The sequence below is a fragment of the Bradyrhizobium uaiense genome, assembly GCF_010811875.1.
Taxonomy (GTDB): Bacteria; Pseudomonadota; Alphaproteobacteria; order Rhizobiales; family Xanthobacteraceae; genus Bradyrhizobium; species Bradyrhizobium uaiense.
Map to the genome: position 1 here is coordinate 1 of NZ_VKHP01000099.1, position 17,682 is coordinate 17,682.

17 protein-coding genes are annotated in these 17,682 nt (G+C 64.2%); 2 read left to right on the top strand and 15 right to left on the bottom strand.

Annotation, left to right across the window (positions count from 1 at the left end; all coding sequences use genetic code 11):
- A partial coding sequence (locus FNJ47_RS22740; RefSeq protein WP_163157085.1) for an alkaline phosphatase family protein occupies nucleotides 1–1,633 on the bottom strand: 1,633 nt, incomplete at its 3' end.
- A gap of 404 nt (nucleotides 1,634–2,037) precedes the next feature.
- Between FNJ47_RS22740 and FNJ47_RS22745 the strand changes: the two genes are divergently transcribed.
- Nucleotides 2,038–3,369 (top strand): cytochrome c peroxidase, encoded by a 1,332-nt coding sequence (locus FNJ47_RS22745; protein WP_347341701.1) that lies wholly within the window; start codon nucleotides 2,038–2,040, stop codon nucleotides 3,367–3,369.
- A 12-nt stretch (nucleotides 3,370–3,381) separates the two neighbouring features.
- Here FNJ47_RS22745 and FNJ47_RS22750 read toward each other — a convergent pair whose 3' ends face one another.
- From FNJ47_RS22750 to FNJ47_RS22765, 4 genes are all read right to left on the bottom strand, one after another.
- Complete coding sequence (locus FNJ47_RS22750) at nucleotides 3,382–4,068, bottom strand: hypothetical protein (RefSeq protein WP_236000046.1); 687 nt, start codon at nucleotides 4,066–4,068, stop codon at nucleotides 3,382–3,384.
- A gap of 120 nt (nucleotides 4,069–4,188) precedes the next feature.
- Nucleotides 4,189–6,252, bottom strand: coding sequence for an alkaline phosphatase family protein (locus FNJ47_RS22755; protein WP_236000047.1), 2,064 nt, complete (start codon nucleotides 6,250–6,252; stop codon nucleotides 4,189–4,191).
- Between the two features lie 238 nt (nucleotides 6,253–6,490).
- Nucleotides 6,491–7,867 (bottom strand): cytochrome c peroxidase, encoded by a 1,377-nt coding sequence (locus FNJ47_RS22760; RefSeq protein WP_163157090.1) that lies wholly within the window; start codon nucleotides 7,865–7,867, stop codon nucleotides 6,491–6,493.
- Complete coding sequence (locus FNJ47_RS22765) at nucleotides 7,864–8,649, bottom strand: EfeM/EfeO family lipoprotein (RefSeq protein ID WP_163157091.1); 786 nt, start codon at nucleotides 8,647–8,649, stop codon at nucleotides 7,864–7,866. Before FNJ47_RS22765 ends, FNJ47_RS22760 begins: the two co-directional genes overlap by 4 nt.
- A 122-nt stretch (nucleotides 8,650–8,771) precedes the next feature.
- On the opposite strand from FNJ47_RS22765, the gene FNJ47_RS22770 reads away from it, so the two are divergent.
- Nucleotides 8,772–9,386 (top strand): prepilin peptidase, encoded by a 615-nt coding sequence (locus FNJ47_RS22770; RefSeq protein ID WP_347341702.1) that lies wholly within the window; start codon nucleotides 8,772–8,774, stop codon nucleotides 9,384–9,386.
- A gap of 1 nt (nucleotide 9,387) precedes the next feature.
- Here FNJ47_RS22770 and FNJ47_RS22775 read toward each other — a convergent pair whose 3' ends face one another.
- From FNJ47_RS22775 to FNJ47_RS22820, 10 genes are read right to left on the bottom strand one after another with little or no spacing between them, the layout of a single operon-like run.
- Nucleotides 9,388–10,026: a hypothetical protein gene (locus FNJ47_RS22775; RefSeq protein ID WP_236000048.1), complete on the bottom strand. Its 639-nt coding sequence runs from the start codon at nucleotides 10,024–10,026 to the stop codon at nucleotides 9,388–9,390.
- A complete protein-coding gene (gene gspM, locus FNJ47_RS22780) occupies nucleotides 10,026–10,589 on the bottom strand; it encodes a type II secretion system protein GspM (protein ID WP_236000049.1) in 564 nt (187 codons plus the stop codon). Before gspM ends, FNJ47_RS22775 begins: the two co-directional genes overlap by 1 nt.
- Nucleotides 10,586–11,659 (bottom strand): PilN domain-containing protein, encoded by a 1,074-nt coding sequence (locus FNJ47_RS22785; protein WP_163157095.1) that lies wholly within the window; start codon nucleotides 11,657–11,659, stop codon nucleotides 10,586–10,588. The genes gspM and FNJ47_RS22785 overlap by 4 nt, the downstream gene beginning before the upstream one ends.
- Nucleotides 11,659–12,591, bottom strand: coding sequence for a type II secretion system minor pseudopilin (locus FNJ47_RS22790; protein WP_163157097.1), 933 nt, complete (start codon nucleotides 12,589–12,591; stop codon nucleotides 11,659–11,661). The genes FNJ47_RS22785 and FNJ47_RS22790 overlap by 1 nt, the downstream gene beginning before the upstream one ends.
- A complete protein-coding gene (locus tag FNJ47_RS22795) occupies nucleotides 12,591–13,301 on the bottom strand; it encodes a PulJ/GspJ family protein (RefSeq protein WP_163157099.1) in 711 nt (236 codons plus the stop codon). The genes FNJ47_RS22790 and FNJ47_RS22795 overlap by 1 nt, the downstream gene beginning before the upstream one ends.
- On the bottom strand, nucleotides 13,298–13,750 hold the full coding sequence (locus tag FNJ47_RS22800; protein WP_430649408.1) for a prepilin-type N-terminal cleavage/methylation domain-containing protein: 453 nt from the start codon (nucleotides 13,748–13,750) through the stop codon (nucleotides 13,298–13,300). The genes FNJ47_RS22795 and FNJ47_RS22800 overlap by 4 nt, the downstream gene beginning before the upstream one ends.
- Nucleotides 13,683–14,147, bottom strand: coding sequence for a type II secretion system protein (locus FNJ47_RS22805; protein WP_163157103.1), 465 nt, complete (start codon nucleotides 14,145–14,147; stop codon nucleotides 13,683–13,685). The genes FNJ47_RS22800 and FNJ47_RS22805 overlap by 68 nt, the downstream gene beginning before the upstream one ends.
- Nucleotides 14,148–14,169: 22 nt before the next feature.
- Entirely contained in the window at nucleotides 14,170–14,688 is a 519-nt protein-coding gene (gene gspG / locus FNJ47_RS22810) for a type II secretion system major pseudopilin GspG (protein ID WP_163157105.1), read from the bottom strand.
- A 17-nt stretch (nucleotides 14,689–14,705) separates the two neighbouring features.
- Complete coding sequence (locus FNJ47_RS22815; protein WP_163157107.1) at nucleotides 14,706–15,917, bottom strand: type II secretion system F family protein; 1,212 nt, start codon at nucleotides 15,915–15,917, stop codon at nucleotides 14,706–14,708.
- A 4-nt stretch (nucleotides 15,918–15,921) separates the two neighbouring features.
- Nucleotides 15,922–17,598 carry a GspE/PulE family protein gene (locus tag FNJ47_RS22820; RefSeq protein ID WP_163157109.1) on the bottom strand — a complete coding sequence of 559 codons (1,677 nt, stop codon included), beginning with the start codon at nucleotides 17,596–17,598 and terminating at the stop codon, nucleotides 15,922–15,924.
- Nucleotides 17,599–17,682: the final 84 nt, after the last annotated feature.

The window sequence follows — 17,682 nt, forward strand, 5'->3', positions numbered from 1 at the left end:
TCCTGCGACTGCTCGAGAAGCGCTTGGCAATCAGCAGCGCCGGAACGCGGGTACCCGGGCCCCACTGGTCCGCGGCCCTGGCTTCGGCACCGCGACGGTTGTGCGGCGGGGGCGGAACGTGATCCCACTGCCCACCGAACTCGTCATAGGTGATGATGATCAGCGTGTTCTTGCCGTCCGGCCCTTCGACGATCGCCTTGACGAGATCGACGAGATGCTGGCTGCCTTCGGATTCGCTGGTGTAGCCGGGATGCTCGTTCTCCTCGCCGATCGGCTTGATGAAGCTGACCTGCTTCAGCCGGCCGTTCTTGGCTGCCTGGATGAACTCTGCCTCATCCTTCAGGTGATCCCTGCGGGCCTGCGTTCCGGGGGCATAGGAGGCGAAGTAATTGAGCGCCTGATGGTGGTACTGGAAATCCACGTCCGGGCAATTCGGGAACACCGCCGTGGAGACATGGTTCGGATCGGTGCAGGTCGTGCCGTTGCCGTTGGTCCAGCCGGAGGCGCCGACGTCGCCATTGGCGTTCGACCAGCCGCCCGAATACCAGGCCCAGTCAACATGCTTGGCCGACAGCCGGTCGCCGATATTCGGCGTGTGCAGCGGCGGCAGGCGCTTGATGTCGGGAGTGCCCGGGGCATAGGGCTGGTAGGTCGGCTGCGTGGTGTTGACCGCATAGTCGCCGCAGGCGAGGCCGGCCGTCAGCCCGGTCTGGTTGCACTTTGCCGTCAGCTGCGCGTCCTTCACCGTGGAGGTCGGCGTGTAGAGCGGCGTGCTGGTCGGCATGCCGTTCGCATCGACGATCGCGTGGAAATCGTTGGCGCTGCCGTCGTTCAAGGCGCCGACGAACTGCGGCGCCGCGGCCGCGACCAGGAACTGGTGATTGAGGAACGAACCACCGAAGGCGCCCTGGAAGAAGCTGTCGGCGATGACGTAGTTCGGCGCACCGTGGCCGTGGAGATAGGTGTAGATCGGCAGCTTCTTGGTGTCGTAGTAACCCATCACCAGACCCGCCGCGTCGCTGCCGGTCACGTAGCGGTTCTGCCGGCCGCCATTGAGCTGGTACTGCTCGCTGTAGAAGCGATGCACGATGTCCGCGGTGCAGCCGCCGGGCGCGCCGGTGCCGTTGAGGAAGCCGTGTGCCGCGAACGAGCCGAGCGGCTTCGGACAAGTGGTCGCCGAAGTCGGAATGAAATCGTTGATTTCGAACGGCTTGTTCTTGAAGGCGCTGAGGATCGCGACCGAGCCCGTATTGTCGGTGCAGCTCGTCGGCTGCGGCGACGGCGAGGTCAGGTTGACGTCGTTCTGCAACAGACAGGCATAGACGGTCTGATTGTCCTGCCGGACCTGCAGCGTATGAGCCTGGTCGGCATCGGACGTGCCGTTGATCTGGTCACGACCGACATCGCCCCAGTGACCGTAGAGGTTATCGAAGCTGTGGTTTTCCTGATAGATGACGACGATGTGCTTGTACTGATGCACACCTTCATGGCCACGGTCACGCAGTTCGTCACGCACCTCGTGCTTGAATTCATCAACGATCTTTTCGACCAAATTCTCGGCGTTTGCCACCGGCGAGATGGCAACGGCGCCAGCAACAACTACGAGCGCCGGAATGGCTCCCCAAAGCCGCATAGTGCTCTCCTGATTTCAGAAAGAAATAGAAATGGAGTTACACGCTATGCAAAACACATTTCGCCGGGATGACTGTTTTTCGACGCGCGCACAAACCCGTGAAAAGATCGCTCGTGCACCGACGAATTTTCGCCCCGTCGGACACAGATCGGTTGCAGTTCGCTGATCGAACGTCATCAAACCGCAATCAACAGTCGTCTATCCAAACAGATGGTCATTGATCCTGCCGACAGGAGACTGTCACCTACGTGACATCTTCCGACGCACGGCGGCGCATATGCTTGTGACAGGGGCGTTTTCTCGCAATGGCTTGGGATATTCTGGCGTCAAACTCCCGGAAACGTCGTTCAACATCCACCGAACGTGACAGCAGACCGGCACGGATCGCGCTGCTGGCGCTCGTCGTGGCCCTCGTCCCGTTGCGCGCGATGGCTTTCCCGCTGGGTGGCGACCAGACCGTGCTGCCGGCCGGAACTGAATTTTCAGAGGAGGCGCTGGCGCGGCCGCGCGAAATCTTTCATTCCGAAGCGGTGGGCGGGCGAAAGTCCTATCTGGTCAATCTTGGCGATCTCGCCTTCAACTCGCCCTCCATCCTCGGCGGCAAGGCGCGCCAGGCCGAGATGAGCTGCGGCACCTGCCACGTCAACGGCGCATCGAACCCGAAACTGTTCGTTCCGGGCGCGTCCTCCCGCCCCGGCACGTTCGACACCACCAGCCTCGTCTTCAACGCGAAAACATTCAACAGCATCCTCGATCCGGTCCGGATTCCAAGTCTGCGGGGCGCCCGCTACCTCGCCCCCTACGGACATGACGGGCGCATCACCTCGCTGCGCGACTTCATATACAATGTCATCGTCAACGAGTTTTCCGGGCCGCGGCCGCGCGACGAGGTTCTCGACGGCCTCGTCGCCTATATCAACGATATCGATTTCCTCCCCAACCCGAAGATTGCGCCTGGCGGCAGGCTCGCCGCGCAGGCCAGCCTCGCCGAGCGCCGTGGCGAAGCGCTGTTCTTCAAGCCGTTCCCGAAGCAGGCCGAGTTGAGCTGTGCCGGCTGTCATAGTCCCGCCGGAACCTTCAACGACCAGGTGCGCCACGACGTCGGATCCGGCGGACTGGTCAAGACCCCCACGTTGCTGAACGCCAATTTCAATGCACCGTACTTCCACGACGGTCGCTACGACACCTACGAACAGGTGGTCGATCATTTCGATCGGGTGTTCGACCTCGAACTGTCGACCCAGGATACGCAGGACCTCGTGGCCTATCTGAATGCGGTCGGCGACGGCGAACGCCCCTTCGACAAGGACGGCGTGGTGCTTCGGATGAAGGAGGTGCTCGAGCTCTCGAGCGTCCTCGAGGTCGCGATCCCGGCCGCCGATACCGCCGTGGTATCGCTGGCCGTGACCGGCGTCGGCGCCGAACTGCGTGAATTGACCGAGCATATTCCCGACATCAGGAATGTTTCGATCGGCGGCAAGGACGAGCGGCTGGCGGCGCGCGCGATCCTGAAGGACCTCGTCCTCACCTTGCGCCGCATCGATCTCGAAGTCGCGGCCGGCCATATCGACGAAGCGATGGCGGAATATCGCAAATTTGCCCAGCTGGTGCATTTCGACGTGCCCGTCGCCCTGAAAAAGGCCGAGCCCTGGTCGCTGTTCAACGGCAACGTGCATCAGTCGCACTACACGGCGCTCGGCCGAATGCTGCCGGTGACAAGCCGGCAATCCCAGTAGCGCACTGCACGATCACTGCGAGGCCGGCTGCTCGACCCATACGTCGCTCTGCTGGATCCTGCGGATCAGCACCTGCGGGTCGAATTTGCGCAGACCTGCGGGCATTTCGAAGCTTTGCGCCGGTTGGGGTTCGTCGCGGATATGATCTGTCGCGATCACCGTCCCGTCAGCGGTTCTGACCTGCACCGGAAACCTGCGCTCGCGGTCGATCCAGCCGACGAAGCCGGAACCCGACGGCGCCATGATCCGATAAACATCGGTATCGCGGCCCGCTAGCGCTTCCGCACCGTCGCGTTGGCAATGCCAGGTCGCGAGATCAATCGGCGCGGATAGCTGGGCGATTGCCTGCCATTGCCGGCAGGGATCGCTCGGATCGACCGGCACGAACATCCGGGTCAGCGGGCTGGACTGCCTCGCATCCATGAACACGCGTGCGGCAGGACGGACGAAATACGCCGCGGGCTTGGCCGTGTCGATCAGGAAGAAGCCATCCGGCAACGCCTTTGCCTCGATTCGCGCCTTCTGTTGCGAGACCCGCAGCGTTCCCAGACTGGTCGTCGTTTCGTCCTTCCGCGCAACCAGCTCGGCGGAAAACTGCTGCGCCATGGCCGCTATCGGAACATCGACCAGGATGACGACGGCAAGCAGGCAGCCTGCGGCCCTTCGGTCTCTCGAGCAAGTCTTCGCGTTGCGCTTCATCGCGTGGTCCCGGTCGATCAGGTGGTCGGCTGGCAAAACATGACGGCGCCGACCGAACCATCGGTTCGATCGGCGCCGACCGTGGATGAAATCAAGACCTCGTGCTGGATGAGAGCTCGATCACTCGGTGTAGGACAGCGTGACCGGCTTGCTGAAGTCGAACGCGTCGAACAGATCAGAGAGCGCCGGGCTGTTGGTCGGGACGTACTCGTTGTTCTTCGAGTAGGACGGGTTCGGCAGGTTGTCGCGGCTGCGGTTCGTGAGCGGCTGGAGTTCCCAGTTGCGCTCGATGAACTTCAGCAGCGAAACGTGGTCGGCATAGTTGTGGTTGACCTTGCCGCCCGTCGAATAGGGCGAGAGGATCAGGGTCGGAATGCGCGGTCCGTCGCCGAAGAAGTCGATCGACTGCGTGTAACCGGAGTCCCAATAGCCGCCGGCTTCGTCCCAGGTGATGAAGACGGCGGTGTCCGCCTTCAGCTCCGGATTGTTCTCCAGCGCGCTGAGCACGTTGAGGACATAGGCCTCGAACAGATCAACCTTCGAGCTCTGCGGATGACCGTCGAGCAGGCCGTCCGGCTTGCCGAACGACACCGCAGGCAGCTTGTTGTTCTGGATCGCCGTGATCAGATCGGCAGTGTCCTTGATGTGAGCCTGACGCACGGCCGGGTTGGCCATGATCGAGGTCGCATACTGGAACGGATTGCAGATCTGGCAGTAGGCAACACCGAGCGCGTGCGCCGGATCGGCGACCGCAGCGGCGCCGAGGTTGGGGTTCGACGGATTGGCGGCAACCGCAGCGTTGGAGAGCGCCACGGCGTCGTTATACGCGCCACCATAGAACGCCCAGGAGATGTTCTTCTCCATCAGCGCATCGCCGATCGTGCGAACCGACGACGGCGGCACGTTGTTGCCACCCGACAGCGCGCCGTTCGGCAGATAACCCGGATTGACGTTGTTGAGCATGTAGTAGTGGTTGGGCTTGCAGTTCGGCTCCGCCGCGTACGGCAGGTTGTTGAGGTAGGTGACGATCGGCTTCACGCCGGGCTGGAAGACATCAGAGCAATTGCTCCAATTGCCATCGACGGTGTAGCGGTTGACCGAACCGGCGACCGGGTTCGGGTTCGCGATCAGTTTCGCCGGCGGCGCCACCGGATTGCCCTTGCCGTCGCTCCAGAAGGCCGCATCGCCGGTGCCGAGCATGAAGTGGTTCGCGCCGGTGCCGCCATGGAATGACTGGTGGAAGTTGTCGCTCAGGGTGAAGCGGTCGGCGAGCATCTTCAGAACGGGAGCCTGACCCTGCTGGGCGTTGTAGAAGCCCATCGAGTTGGCCATGCTCTTGTTGGACGCCGAATAGGTCGCCATCACGAACGGGAACAGGTCGTTGAGGCAGCCCGAATTGTTCTTCTTGGTGGCGCTGGCGGCGCTGCAGTCTTCCTGCTGCCAGTCCTGATAGAAGCGATGGGTCGAGTCGCCGGTGTAGTCGTCGTCGCTGATCTGCTCGCCCTGCAGCGGGAACGGTCCGTTCAGGCCGCCGGCGCCGGGAACGCGGGTATCGAGCACACCGGTCGGCAGGCCGCTGAAGCCGGTGGTGAGGATGTCGAGATCAGCCGGATCCATGTCCTTCTCGACGCTGGCTTCGGTGATCGTCTTGAACGGAGGCGAAGTGTCGTTCTGCGCGGTCGGCGTGCCGTTGGTGTTCGGCTGCGGCATCACATTGGTCGCGTTGTAGGGCGACTTCGAGATGGTCGGCGCACCGATATAGTAGGCCGTCTGGCCCGCGACCGAATACTGCTGCGCCTGCGCAAAGTTCGGTCCCGGCGTTCCGTCCTCGTTGACGATACCCTTCGACAACAGGTTGGAGATCGTCTGGCCCTTGCCCTTCGGCTTGTACACACCGAAGGTGTGATCCAGGCCGCGGTTCTCACCGATCAGAATGATGACGTGCTTGATCGGCGTAGCGGTCTTCACCTTGCCGCCGTGATCCTTGTCACCATGATTTTCATGATCTTCATGGTTCGCGCGAATGCCCTCTTCGTGCGCCTGATGATTGTGATGCGAACGCTTGTCCCAATCACTGCGGCCGCCCGGATAGTGCGCGGCATAGGCGGCTGTTGCGACGAGCACCGTTGACGCAACGCAGAGCGCCGTGCTGGTTCGCCAGTGCTTTTTGTAATTCAAACCCATTGTCGACCTCAGGTGTTTTGCGGTTAGCAACACACACTGCTTAGTGCGACAGTATGACGCATGGTTTTCGCTTACGTGAAAGCGCGCGAGAATTTTCGAAACGTTCAAAGATTTTCCGTGGAGACATCTGCTGCTGCACGCAGCAGCACCGCGATTCGACTCTTCAACTGAAGATCGAAAATCGACTGAGCAATCCACGCCGCGGCGCAGATCGCAAATGCACTACAATTACGCTCAATCAGCGCGAGATATGCCGCGAACGCATCACCTGACGAAGCGCAGCATAATGCTGGTCGTGCACGTCTTGATTGAACAACGACCACGGCTCGGCGCTGGCCAATAGCGCAGGCACTGCAGCAGCCATCAGATTGCGATAGTTCCTCAACTCGGTTGCAGCATCCGCGTTGCGGCCTGCGGCAACTGCCATCTCGATTCGCCGCAGCGTGAGCACCAGCTCCTTGAGGCCGTTGCGCGCAAGCACACGCTGCTGCTCGCCGCCCGACACGCTGGTGTTCTTGCGATCGGGATATTGCTCGGTCAACTCGCGCAGCTCGCGGCCGATCGTATCGACCGCCAGCGCAACGATGTCCTTGTCGCCGGCAGGAACCGCAGTTGCGAGCACCGTCGAGAAATCGTTGATCTCCTTCAGCGTCGCACCGGCACCGTCGCGCTCATAGGGCTGCACGCCATCGCCGACGGCCGTGAGATAAGTGACGAGGTCGCCTTTGTCCCGCACCGAGAGGTCGAGCTGAAAGGTCCGGTCGAAATAGTCGACGACCTGGTTGTAACTGTCGAAGCGGCCGTCGTGAAAATACGGCGCGTTGAAGTCGGCGTTGCGCAGCGTCGGTGTCTTGAACAGACCGCCCGAACCGACGTCGTGCTGCTGGTGATCGACAAAGCCGGACGATGGAACGTGGCAGCCCGCACAGCTCAGCGCCGGATCGTGCGGGAACGGCTTTGCGAACAACGCTTCGCCGCGATGCTCCGCCTCGGTGATCTTGCCGGCCAGCCGTCCGGCGGGACCAAGGCTCGGATTGGGCAGAAAGTCGATGTCGTGAATATAGGCCACGATCGCATCGAGCGTCGCGGGCGACGGCTCGGGTCCCGCGAACTCGTTGGTGATGACGTTGTGGACGAAGTCGCGCAGCGAGGCGAACCGGCCGTCGGCGCCATAAGGCGCAAGATAGCGGGCGCCGCGCAGGCTCGGAATCCGCACCGGATCGAACGCCAGATTGTTGGCCTTCGGATTGAACAAGGGACCTGTGGTGTCGAACGTGCCGGGCCGGCTCGACATCTTCGGCATGAAGAATTTGGCGTTGTTCGCGCCGTTGACATGGCAGGTGCCGCAGCTCACGCCGGCCTGCCGCGCCACCTCGCCGAGCAGCCCCGGCGAATTGAAGGCGAGATCGCCGAGATTGACCAGATACGACTTGGCTCCGGTCCGCTCGGACTGAAACACCTCGCGCGGCTTGTCGAGCGCATCCTCGTTCAGTTCGGTCGCGACCGGCAACACGGTCTTGTCACCATCGACCGGAAACGCCGCCGCGCGCCCGAGCAGTGCCAGAACGATGACACCGGAGAGCAGCGCAGCCAGACGCCGGTGAAGCGAGGTCATCGCGCCTGCGCCTCCAGCGTCGGGCGTTGCAGCCCGAGCTTCGCCGAGGCGCTCTGCAACGCAATGACCAGTTCCTCACTGGTCTGGCGCAGATCGGCAATGTTGACATGCGGCAGATCGGGCGTGGCGACGATCGCTTCGAGCTGTTCGATCCGGTTCGTCACCATCTCGTCGAGCTTGCCGTCGACCGTATTGAGGGCGGTCGAGAAGATCGTGTGGTAGGCGAAGTCGATGCCTGCGATGTTGTTGCGCATATCATCCAGCGAAGTTCCGCTGATGCGTGATTCGCCGCCATCCGCCTTGCTCTCGCCGACCTCGTAGGCGAGCCGCACCGTGCCATCCAGCAAGCCTTGCGGCGTCAGCTTGATGTCCTTGAGCTTGCCGTGAAGGTCATTCAAGTGCTCGACAAGCCCCGTCGCATCGGCGGCAACGTCGGTATTGCCGGCTCCGAACAGCTTCGCCTCGATGGCATGAAATCCGCTGTCCGCGTTCGGCCAGGCATCGATCTGCGCGTCGAGCTCCGGCACGAAGCCCGCGGTGAACACCTCCGAGCGCTCCCAGCCGGCGCGTGCCGACAGCCAGGCCTTCTTTGCACTGGGCAGGTCCGCAGCAGCGGCACGCTCGCGCAAGGCGCGCGCGCCTTCCAGCGCGCTGGCAACGCCTTCGATCAGATACGGCCGATAGCGCTCGGCGCCGTCCTCGAGGGCGCCCGCATTCGCGGCGCGCACGCCTGCCGACGCCGCCAGCAAAGCCAGGCACGCCGCCACTCGCATCTTGTGCATAGTCTACCCACTGATCGGTCACGAAGGGCTTCGTGGCACGTAGCGGGGCGCACTATTGTCGGTATCCTATGCGGATTTGTGACAGCGCAGACTTTTTGTCGCATCTTTTCTACTTTGCGATCGTGCTCGACGATCACAATCGCGCAAACCCATCACGCGACTACGGATCAATTGAAAATAGACTGTTCAACGCGCGCGAGTTGTTGCAACACAGTGTGGGCACGCGTCACACTTGTCCCGCCACCATGCAGATCGATCGCGAAGCTCTTTATTTCATCGGATCTTACGGCGCGCTTTGCGTGCTGTGCTGTGCGGTCGCGCTGATCGATCTGCGCCACGGCATCATTCCCAATTGGCTGAATCTTGCGATCGCAGCGCTCGGGCTTGCGAACGTCGTCATCACTGACGGCACAACGGCCGCGTTCACGGCCATGGCGATCGCCGCCCTCGTCGGCATGCTGTTCTGGCTGTTGCAGCGCCTTTACTTCGCCGTGCGGGGCGTGGACGGATTGGGACTGGGCGACGTCAAGTTTCTTGCCGCCGCGGCGATCTGGGTCGGTGCCTTGGGAGTTCCGACCTTGCTGCTGATCGCGGCGCTCGCGGCACTTGCTGTTGCCGGTGGCCTGCAACTCGCTGGACGCGAGATGAAGCGCCGGACGTCGATTCCGTTCGGTCCGTTTCTGGCGCTCGGGCTTCTCCTGACGCCGGCCCTTCAGAGTTTGCTCGGGTTGAGCTAGCTCACTTCTGGCGCCGCGCGGCCAATGGCATCCTCTCTGTGCTCACCGGAATGAGGTGGGCATCGCTCTCCTCGCCGCCGGGCTGCGGCAATGTGAGTACGGCGCCCTGCTCGTCCTTCTGCATCGTGACTTCGCGCCCCTTGATGGTTCGCAGCTTCCACCCCTGGAACTCGTCACCGATTTTCAGTCGCAGCGCGGTCTTGTTCGACTGATCGAGAAAGATCCCGAAGCTTTCGTCGTCGCCAGAGATCGTGCCGACAAGTGACAGCGGCGGCGGCTCGATCGCGACCTTGCGCGGCGGCGGCGGCGGCTTGCTGACTTCCGGTTCCGCAACGACGGCAGGCGGAGGTCGCCGCGACGGCGAGAACACCGGGCGATCGCGCGTATTGGACAGCGTCTTGAGCGGAATGCCCCACAGCGGATTTGCGCTGAGGGGCCGAGGCGTCGGTGCCGGCGCAGGCGTCACCCGAACCGATGTCACAGGCTCGGACGGCGGCGGTGAATTCAGCACCGGTCCGCCGAGACGGGTGTCGTCGAGCATGCCGGCATCCAGTGCGTCGCCGGCACGGTCCGGCACGGCGGCTTGGGCTGAATAGGCAGACACCGCCAACAGCACGATGGTCGCTGCGAAGCGTCGCATCATTTGGCTCCTCGCCATTGTCCGGATACGCCGAGCAGCACGCGGAGCTTGCCGGGGTCGGCTCCTTTGGAGGCCTCGTCTGCGACGGGCTGCACGACCAGCTGGTCGATGAACAGGAACGGCATGCCGGCCTCGAGATCGTAGAGCACCTGCTGCAATTGCGCCTGCTCGATCTCGGAGCTCGCGACCATGCTGATGAAGCCGGCCTTGGCCGGGGCGTTGGGAACGTCGAGCTGCGTCGACAGCACGTTGCCGCCGGCCTTGATCACCGCGCCCGACACGCGTTGCAGCAAGGTGGCGCCTGCAACGGTGACGGTCGCGCCTTCGAGATAGGCCGAGCCGGTCGGCATGGCGGGCTGACCGGGCGCGGTATTTGCTTTGGATCGACCCTCCAGCTGCTCCAGCATTCCGGCCGATGCCGCAACATCGCTGCGCAGGCCGATGATATCCGAGAGCGACGAGATGACGACAAAGAGCAGCAGCACGAACAGGCCGAGATAGCTCGCGGTTGCAACCAGGGGCGAGGTGCTGACGGCGGTCAGCGATCGGGATGCTGCGCTCATGAGCCGGACCCGAAATAGGCTGAGATGTTGGCCTCGACGTGGAACCGCTCCGCCGTCTCATTCGCCGCGCGCGTCGTCGGCGCGAAGAAGGTTGCGCGGGTGAACTGCGGCGACTGCTCCAGCAGGCGGATCAGGGACGGCGCATCCTGGGTCAGCCCCACCACCTGCACCTTGTTGCCCTCGATGCGGAGCTCCGTCACATAGGTCGTGTCGGGCAGGACACGCGAGACCGCTTCCAGAACCATGACGCTCGATGGCGTGGTCTGCTTGCGCTTGGCCAGCAGGCCGAGACCGGGCGCGTCGCCATTGGCATCGAGACGCAATGCGGCGCGCCGCTGCGAGATCCGGTGTTGCAAATCTTCCTGCTCGGATTGCAGCCATCCACCGAGATAGACGTTCAGCAGCAAGGAGACGGCGGCCGCGGCCGCCGTCGAAACCAGGCCGATGCGCAACAGCCGCGGAACCTGAGGTCCTGCGAGGCCGCGCAGCGATTTGTCGAGCAGCGTCACCTGTTGCGGGGCGCCATCGCTGCCAACTGCCGGCGCCGAGACCTCAACTGAGGCGGCGCCGAGCTGCCTCGCCATCCGGACCAACGGATCGACCTTGGTCGCCGCGGTCGCACTGAACGCGACCTCAATGCGGTCATTGGCGATCGGCTGCGGCGGGCCCCAGCCGAAGACGGCGTCGGCGGCGGTCCATGGCGTCAGCCGGTCGACCTGCGCGCGGATCATGCCGTCGAGAAAGTCGCCGGCCTGGCTCGGGAAATCGAGCATGCGGCTGACGATGTGATCCGACCGCAACCGCACCTCGACGCGGCTGCCTTCGAACACGCTCTTCCACTCCGCCGACAGCGGAGGCTGCGGCGCATCGTGATCGAGCCGGAACGAAACCGGAGCCGACGGCGCGCCGTCCTTCGCCACCGCGAGGCGGGCGGTGAACGTGCCGTCGCCATTCTCGTCGAGCTCGACGCTGCGCCGGCGCATGAACCTGCCTGCGACACCATCAACGGCAGTCGCGACCGCGCCAATCCACTGCTCGAACCATTGCCGTGCCTCGGCAAGCATCGCCATCAACCTCTCTTGCGCGGCAGAACCGTCATTCGCGGCTCGACATCGTTCTGCCAGGACAACACACGATAGGGCTCGGCCTTGTCGCCGAGTGCAATCACCGCCTCGGAATTGGTGCGGTGACCGTTGCGAAATCGGATCGAGATCGCGATCCGGTAGCAAGGGCTCTGCGCGGTCGACGCCGCGGTTTGCGCGGTCGGCGCCTGCGATCCAGCGGACAGGCCGCCGTTCGGCGAGGGAGCACTCGCCCCGAGAGCAGACAACCCGAAGCCTTCCTGATCCTTCCCCGATGCCTTGTTCACCGCGAGCGCGACTTCCGGAGCGGCGATGGTCGGATCGACATCCGGACCGCCGTTGAACACCGTCACGAACGGCAGCACACGATCGACAAAGGCTTCGGGAATGCCGGCGACCAGCGCCAGCTCATTGACATGGGTGAACAGCCCCTGCCGCGGCGCATAGCCAAGCGCGTTGTAGCGCGCGGCCTCGACATTCTCGCTGCCCTGCGCCGGCCGGGTTCGCCAGCCGACGATCCGGTCGGCGTACTCGCTGGCCGCGTCCTTCCCGGCGCCGAGCACCACGAAGAGGCCGATCAACATCTCCTTCGACGCATAGTTCAGATCAAGACGTCCGGCCTCCGACGTGAAGCTCACGTTGACGCTGGCATCGTCCAGCCCGAAATGAAACGCTCCGTATTGCGGCCTCGTCTTCTCGTCCGTCAGCGTCAGCTGGTAGGCCGTGAGCTCGAGCCCGGCCGACACCAGCGCTTCGGTCTGCAACGCGATATCGCTCGCCGCCAATGCGCGCGCCGATGCGGCAAGATAGGCCGAGAAGATGATCGCCAGCGACGACAGCGCCAGCAGGATCCAGAGCACCGCAACGATGACGAAGCCGCGGTTGGCCGGCGTGCGGCCGATATTGCCGGACGCGCCCATCAGGTCTTCCCCTGGTCGGGGACAAGGTTGGGACCACCGGACTTGTCGCCGCAATTGCCATCCGGCTTGGTGCAGTCGCTTGGAATCTGAACGTGGAGCGGTGCGATGGTCGACACCGACAGCACGCGCTGGCTCGCGGCGTCGCGCACGGTCAATCGGATCATCGCCGGCAGCTTGTCGGCATCCTTCCACACGCTCTTCCAGGCCCGGTCGGCACCGGCATAGGCGAAGGAGAGGCGATAGGGCGCACGCAGCAGCACGACGGGGCTGCCGAGATGCACCTGCTCCGACAGCGACACGCCGTCGGCCAGCGGCGTGAAGCGCGCCTGCGACCGAACCGTGACGAACTCGCCGCGATCCCTGGTCTCGCCAAGACGCACCACGTCGAGCCCCGGCCCCGCATTCGGCCCCAGCGACGTCCGCACGAACATGACGGATAATTCCGATCCGTCGAACAGCGGCTTGTGGGTGTCGCGGTTGGCGGCAACGAACTCCGCCGCAGCAAGATCGGCGCCGATCCGCTCCAGCGCGATCCCGATCAATTCGCTGCGCTGGATCCGGTCGAGCCCCTTGTTCCAGCTCGGCAGCCATTGTGCCGTGATGCTGGCGAGTGCCGACAGCAACAGCCCCATCAGCGCCAGTGCAACGATGGTTTCGATCAGCGTGAAACCGCGCTCATGCGTTCGCGTTGCTGTCTTAGCCGGGGTCATTCCGATGACCTCGGCATCAGGCGCACGGTGCGGATATCGGACAATGCACCGCCCGGGGATTTGACGCGGATCCTCACCAGTTCCGGCGCCCAGGGCACGTTGCCTTCGGGCACCGCCCAGTCGCCACCGAGCGGACTGACCTCGATGGTCCAGCGGTAGCCCTCCGCCTGCCCCGTCGAGGTGCCCGACTGCAATTCCGCGCGCGGCGGAATGCCGACCGTCATCAATGTGCGCACCGCCTGCATCAGCGCCACGTGCTGCTCCATGGCCTTTACGCCGCGCGTCTTGACGCCCATGACGGCGCCGATCGCAACGACCGAGACGGCCACCAGCGCCAGCGCCACCAGCACCTCGATCATGGTGAACCCCGCATCAGGGCGGTTAGTTGGCGGCGACATCGCGAGCAACGATTTCAACCCTTCCGGTGAGCCAGTTGACGCGAACCTCATATCCCGCATCGAGCCGCGTCAGCGCGATGGAGCCGCCGCAGGAACCGCCATTGGCGAAGAAGCGGATGGTCGACAGCGCCGCGCGGTGCTGACAGCTTTGCGGCAGCACCGCATCGAACCGCACGTCATCGGGGATCCGCACCGTCATGCGCGAGGCCCCCGAATGGATCACCCGGCTCGACGCATCGACCAGCGTCGCGACGCTGGTGCTGCGCTCGATGGCGGCATTCCGATCGGCCTTCAGCAGCGTCGCGGCCTGCAACGCATAGGCCTGCAGGCGCGACCGCGAGGTCTGGTGCGGAATGAAGGGAAGCAGCACGGCCGCCAGCAGCGCGATGATGGCGAGCACGCACACCATCTCGAGCAGGGTGAAACCGCGCTGCGTCGCGTCATTCATGCTTGCCGTGCATCCTCGGTGGTCATTGTTGGTCGTTGTTGGCGGCTGTCGTCTTCTCGAGCGAGATGTCGGCAGAGGTGCCGCTGCCGCCCTCCTGACCGTCAGAGCCATAGGAGACGATGTCGTAAGGTCCGTGCTCGCCCGGCGAGCGGTAGAGATAGGGATGATTCCAGGGATCGTTCGGAACGTTGCCGCCCTTCAGATACGGGCCGTTCCAGGCGGCAACCCCCGGGGTGCGCCGGACCAGCGCGGCAAGCCCCTCCGCCGTGGACGGGAAGCGTCCGGCGTCGAGATAGAACAAATCGAGCGCGCTGGAGAAGCTCTGCAACTGAATGCGCGCGGTCTTGACCTTGGATTCGCTGAGATAGTTGAGCACGCGCGGCCCGATCAGTCCCATGATGAGGCCGATGATCGCGATCACCACCAGCATCTCGACCAGGGTGAAGCCGGCCTCGCCCGAACGCCTTGGCTGTTGCGGTTGCGCGCGATCGCGTCCCGCTCGCGTGGAAAATGCCTCGATGATGCTGTTGCGCGATATCATGACCGATGACCTCTGCTCTAACCGACTAGCTGCGTGACCGAGAGCAGCGCCGTCATGACCGACACGATCAGTCCGCCGACCACCGTGCTGATCGTGATGATCGCCAGCGGACCGACGATGCCGACGACACGGTCCAGGCTGCGCTGCAATTTTGCTTCGTAGAATTCCGCGACCCGCCCGGCCAGCACCGGCAGTTGCCCGGTCTCTTCCCCGAGCCGCAGCATGCGCACCGCCATCGGCGGCAGGCTGTCCGCCACGGCGAGCGCTTCCGATAATTTCCCGCCATGGCGGACGCGGTCGGCGGCGGCGGTCCAGTTCGCCTCGCTCCCGGTCACCGCCATGATGTCGACGAGGATGCGCAACGCGGCCGTGAGGTTGACGCCGCTGCCGAGCAGGACGCCGAGATTGCGGCAGAACAGGCTGGCGCGATAGAACTGGAAGGCGCTGCTGATGCCCGGCACCCGTGAGATCGCGTCGACCAGCGCGGCGCGCACCCGTGCCTGCCGCAGCAGCCACCATGCGAGCGCGATCGTCGCCGCACTGATCAGACATGCCGCCGTGGCATTGGCGCGCAGGAAATCCGACAGCGCGATGAAGCTGGCGAGTGCCGTATCCGACTTGCCGCCGAAATCGCCCAGCACGGTCGAGAATTGCGGCAGCACGAACAGCAGGAAGAACAGCATCACGCCTGATGCCGCGACCAGCACGAAGGCCGGATACTGCATCGCATCGGTCAGCTTCCGCCGCATCTGCTCGGACCGCGCGCGCTCGGTCCCCAGCATCTCCAGCACCGAATCGAGTGTGCCGGAGATCTCGCCGACGCGAACCAGGGCGATGTACATCGGCTGGAACAAGGTCGGATGATCCGCCACCGCATCGGCAAAGCTCTCGCCGGTGAGCAGGGCAGCGCGGATCTTGGCCACCACCGGACGCATCCGGCCGACATCGGCATCGCCGGACAAAAGCTCCAGCGCATCGTCGAGACGCGCGCCGGCTTTCAGCAGCAGCGCGAGATCGCGCGTGAACGTGGTGACCTCGGCGGCACTCGGCCCACCGAACAGGCTGCGGCCGCCGGCGGCACCGGATGCGCGCTTGTCCTCGGTGGTTTCGATCGGCAGCAGCTTGAGGTATTCGATCCGCCGCGCCACCTCGGCCGCGGTCGGGGCCGAGATCGTGCCGTTCACGATCTCGCCGGCCTGGGTCAGAGCGCGATAGCGATAATTCGGCACGGCGTCACCGCACGGTCGCGACGCGGAGGATCTCGGCGGGCGAGGTCAATCCGGCGCGGCATTTGGCGACCCCGTCGTCGAGCATCGTGGTCATGCCCGCCCGGATCGCCATCGTATCGATCTTCAGCCCGTCGGTTCGCTCTCCGATCAGTTCGCGCAGTTCATTGGACAGTTCGAGCAGTTCGAATGCGCCGAGGCGGCCGCGATAGCCGGTTCCACCGCAGCGCTCGCAGCCGCAGGGCTCGTGAATGATCTCGCCGGCCCGGAGCCCGATCGCCGCGAGCCGGGGATCCTCGGTGAGATCGGCGGCTGCCAGCCGCCGCGCCGTCTTGCAGCGCTCGCACAGTTGCCGGACCAGGCGCTGCGCGATCACGCCGCGCAACACCGAGCGCAGCAGATAGCCTTCAACCCCGAGATCGAGCAGGCGCGGCACCGCGGCCGCCGCGGTCTCGGTGTGCAGCGTCGTCAGCACCAGATGCCCGGTCAGCGCCGCATGCACCGCGACATGCGCGGTCTCGGAATCTCTGATTTCACCGACCATGATCACGTCTGGGTCCTGGCGAACGAAGGACCGTAGCGCGGTGGCGAAGGTCAAACCGATCGCGGGCTTGATCTGGGACTGGTTGACGCCCGGAATCTCGTATTCGACCGGATCCTCGATGGTCAGGATCTTGCGGCTGGGCTCATTGAGGATCGACAGGATCGTCGCCAAGGTCGTGGTCTTGCCGCTGCCGGTCGGCCCGGTGATCACGATCATGCCATGCGGCAGCTTCAGGAGCCGCCGCAGCTTGGTTTCGTCGGGCTCCGAGAACCCCAGCTTTTCCACCACCAGCAGGCCGCGATCCTTGGGCAGGATACGGATGACACAGGATTCGCCATGCTGCGTCGGCATGATCGCGACGCGGATATCGATGTCGGTCCGTCCGGCCCGCAGCCGTGCCGCGCCGTCCTGCGGCAGGCGACGCTCGGCGATGTTGAGATTCGCGATGATCTTGATGCGGGAGACCACCGCCTGCGGCAGCACGCCCGACAGCGCCGCGACCGGCCGCAGCAGGCCATCGATCCGCAGGCGCACCATGAGGCCGGCGGAAAACGGCTCGATATGGATGTCGCTGGCGCGAAGCTCGACCGCCTTCTCGATCAGATCATTGACCGCGCGCACCACCGGTGCGCCGCTGGCAAGATCGCGCAGGCTCTCGATGTCGTCTTCGCGGGGCAGCGCCGCCGCCGTATCGGTGGCTTCGGCCTCCTCGGCACTGGAGGAGTTGTTCAGTGCGATGGCGACGTCTTCCGACGACGCCACTTTCACGTTGATGCCGGCGCCAAGCACGATCTGCGCTGCCCGCAGCGTCGCCTGGTCGGTCGGATCGACCACCGCGAGGACGGTGCTCCCGTCGGCTGCCCGGCATGGAAAGACCATGGTCTCGCGCAGGAAACGCGCCGAGAACGACCCGACAAGCGGTTCAGCCGAGGTCATGTCCTGGAGCGTCAGGCGGCCGAGCGCGAAGAAGCGCGCGGCTTCGTCGGCGAATTCGGTCGGTGAGAGACTGGCGATCTCCCACAACTTCAACTGCCTGACGTCGGCGCCCTGCCCGGTCCGCTCCGCCGATCCATCGATCGGCGCCAGATGATTGTTCTGACGCAGATAATCCACGAACCGAACGGACAGGTCGTTGGCCATTCCTTGTATCCCGCCACACTATCCCGGATCAGTCCGTGCCAAGGGCCGCTGCGTGCCGCCGCGTTCGGCTTCCGGCAATTCTGC